The organism is Gordonia sp. (in: high G+C Gram-positive bacteria) (genome assembly GCF_049299075.1).
GTDB lineage: Bacteria > Actinomycetota > Actinomycetes > Mycobacteriales > Mycobacteriaceae > Gordonia.
Genome location: NZ_JBAQWU010000500.1, coordinates 1 through 2,768, shown reverse-complemented (window position 1 = coordinate 2,768; position 2,768 = coordinate 1). Strand labels below are relative to the sequence as shown.

Below are 2,768 nucleotides of genomic sequence, written 5' to 3'. Positions count from 1 at the left end.
CGCCCACAAACTCCGGTCCGCGCGCTGGTCCCGCTCTTTCCCGCCCCGACCACCGCCGATCTACCTGACGATGCGGCCAGTGTGAGCGCGTCGTCGCTGATTATCGCTGCCACCGACGACGTCGATTCGATGACCGGAAATGCCGTCGTGCTGGCCCAGGCGCTGGGCGGTGCGGTGGTGTTGCGCACACTGCCCGGCGCCAACGCTCAAGATATTCTCGAGCGGCCGACGCTCAAGTCGGTGATCGGTTTCTCCGGCGCTGAACGCAAGATTCACGCGGCCGTGCGCGCCCAGCTCACCGGCTTCCTGCTCACCACGCTGACCGACGACGCTGCGTACGCCGATTTCGCCGACCCAGCGGTCTCGATGACCCCCACTCTGGCCGTTGACGTGGCCAGCGCCCGCCGCGCGGACGCCGACCACTTTTCGCAACTGTTGGGTAACGCGCCGTACAAGCCCGAAGAGGGCACGTCAAGCAAGGGACTCCGCGCGCTCGGCAGGTAAACTAGGCGACCATGTGTGGAATCGTCGGATACGTGGGTGAGCGCCAGGCGCTGGACATCGTTGTCGAAGCCCTGCGGCGGATGGAATACCGCGGATACGACTCGGCGGGGGTGGCCATCGCCGACGGCGCCGGGCACCTGACCGTGGAGAAGAAGGCCGGTCGACTGGGGAACCTGGAAGCCCTGATCGACGACGTCGGACCGAGTGCGTTGACCGGCACCTCGGGGATGGGGCACACCCGGTGGGCCACGCACGGCCAGCCGACCGACCGCAATGCGCATCCGCATGTCAGCGCCGAGCACGAGTTCGCGGTGGTGCACAACGGCATCATTGAGAACTACGCGCCGCTGCGCGCCGAGCTGGAGCAGGCCGGGGTGGAGTTCGCCTCCGACACCGACACCGAGACCGCGGTGCACCTGCTGTCCCGCGAGTACGCGCAGGGAGAGCACGCTGGCGACTTTGTGGCCAGCGCTTATTCGGTGCTGCGCCGACTGGAAGGCGCCTTCACCGTCGTCTTCATGTCCGCGGCCAACCCGGGCACCATCGTCGCCGCACGACGATCCACGCCGCTCGTGGTGGGCGTCGGTGACGGCGAAATGTTTATCGCCTCGGACGTGACCGCCTTCATCGAGCACACCCGTGAAGCCATCGAATTGGGCCAAGACGAGGTGGTGGTGATCACCGCCGACAGCCTCGCCATCACCGATTTCGACGGCACGCCCACCGGTGGCAAGCCGTTCCACATCGACTGGGATCTGGCCGCCGCGGAAAAGGGCGGCTACGAGTACTTCATGCTCAAAGAAATCGCCGAGCAACCTGAAGCACTGGTGAATACGCTCGTCGGTCACCTGCAGGATGGGCGCATCGTGCTCGACGAGCAGCGCCTGAGTGACCAGGATTTGCGCGATGTGGACAAGGTCTTCGTCGTCGCCTGCGGCACCGCCTACCACGCAGGCATGATCGCCAAATATGCCATCGAGCACTGGACCCGGCTGCCCGTCGAGGTGGAGTTGGCCAGCGAATTCCGCTACCGCGACCCAGTGCTGGACCGCTCGACGCTGGTCGTGGCGATCAGCCAGTCCGGCGAGACCGCCGACACCCTGGAGGCCGTCCGACACGCCAAGGAGCAGAAGGCGCGCGTGCTGGCGATCTGCAACACCAACGGCGCGCAGATCCCGCGCGAATCCGACGCGGTGCTCTACACGCATGCCGGCCCGGAGATCGGCGTTGCCTCCACCAAGTGCTTCCTCGCGCAGATCGCCGCCGCCTACATGGTGGGCCTGGCACTGGCGCAGGCCGTCGGCACCAAATACTCCGATGAGGTGGTCGCCGAGTTCGCTGCGCTGGAGGCCATCCCGGCTGCCGTCGAGGCTGTGCTCGAGCAGATGGAACCGGTCCGCGCGCTGGGGCGCCAGTACGCCAGCGCGGACACCGTCCTGTTCTTGGGCCGTCACGTCGGCTACCCGGTGGCGCTGGAGGGGGCGCTCAAGCTCAAGGAGCTCGCCTACATTCACGCCGAGGGTTTTGCCGCCGGTGAACTCAAACACGGTCCGATCGCGCTGATCGAAGACGGACTGCCGGTGTTCGTGGTGATGCCGTCGCCGGTCGGCCGCCCGCTGCTGCATTCGAAGATGATCAGCAATGTGCGCGAAATCCAGGCGCGCGGCGCCCGCACGATCATCCTCGCTGAACCCGGCGACACCGCAGCCGAGTCGGTCGCCGATCACCTGATTCCGATTCCGCCGACCCCGACCCTGCTGCAGCCGCTGGTGTCGACGGTGCCGTTGCAGGTGTTCGCGGCCACAGTCGCGCAGGAACGCGGCTACGACGTCGACAAGCCGCGCAATCTCGCCAAGTCCGTCACGGTGGAGTAATTCACATGGAGGGCTATTACACCGCCGATCAGATCCGGGCCGCCGAGGAGGCGACCGGCGCTCTGCTTACCGGCGGTGTGCTGATGGCCCGGGCCGCCCACGGCGTCGCACGCACGGCGCTGACCGAGTTGGTCGACCGGTGCGGTGGCGCGTACGGACACCGGATCGGTCTGGTGGTCGGGGCCGGTAACAATGGCGGCGATGCGCTGTATGCGGGGGCAATCCTGCGCCGACGCGGCGTCGCGGTGAGCGCCGTCCTATTGGCCCCCGCCGCGGCCCATCGCGACGGGCTGGCCGCGTTCACCGCAGCCGGCGGACGGGTGGTGGATACGCTGCCCGCCGACTGCGCGCTGGTGATCGACGCCGTGGTGGGCCTCGGCGGCCGTGGAC

General features: G+C 67.6%; 2 protein-coding genes and 1 pseudogene. All 3 read left to right on the top strand.

Annotated elements, in window-relative coordinates:
• Nucleotides 1–504: pseudogene (locus WAW85_RS15905) on the top strand (alpha/beta hydrolase); the annotation flags it as partial.
• 11 nt (nt 505–515) lie between these two features.
• On the top strand, nt 516–2,378 hold the full coding sequence (gene glmS / locus WAW85_RS15900; protein ID WP_422560561.1) for a glutamine--fructose-6-phosphate transaminase (isomerizing): 1,863 nt from the start codon (nt 516–518) through the stop codon (nt 2,376–2,378).
• Nucleotides 2,379–2,383: 5 nt separating this feature from the next.
• A partial coding sequence (locus WAW85_RS15895; RefSeq protein WP_422560560.1) for an NAD(P)H-hydrate epimerase occupies nt 2,384–2,768 on the top strand: 385 nt, incomplete at its 3' end.

Excerpts from the sequence above, each read along its gene's own strand:
- glmS (WP_422560561.1), top strand. The coding sequence starts at position 516 with ATGTGTGGAATCGTCGGATACGTGGGTGAGCGCCAGGCGCTGGACATC.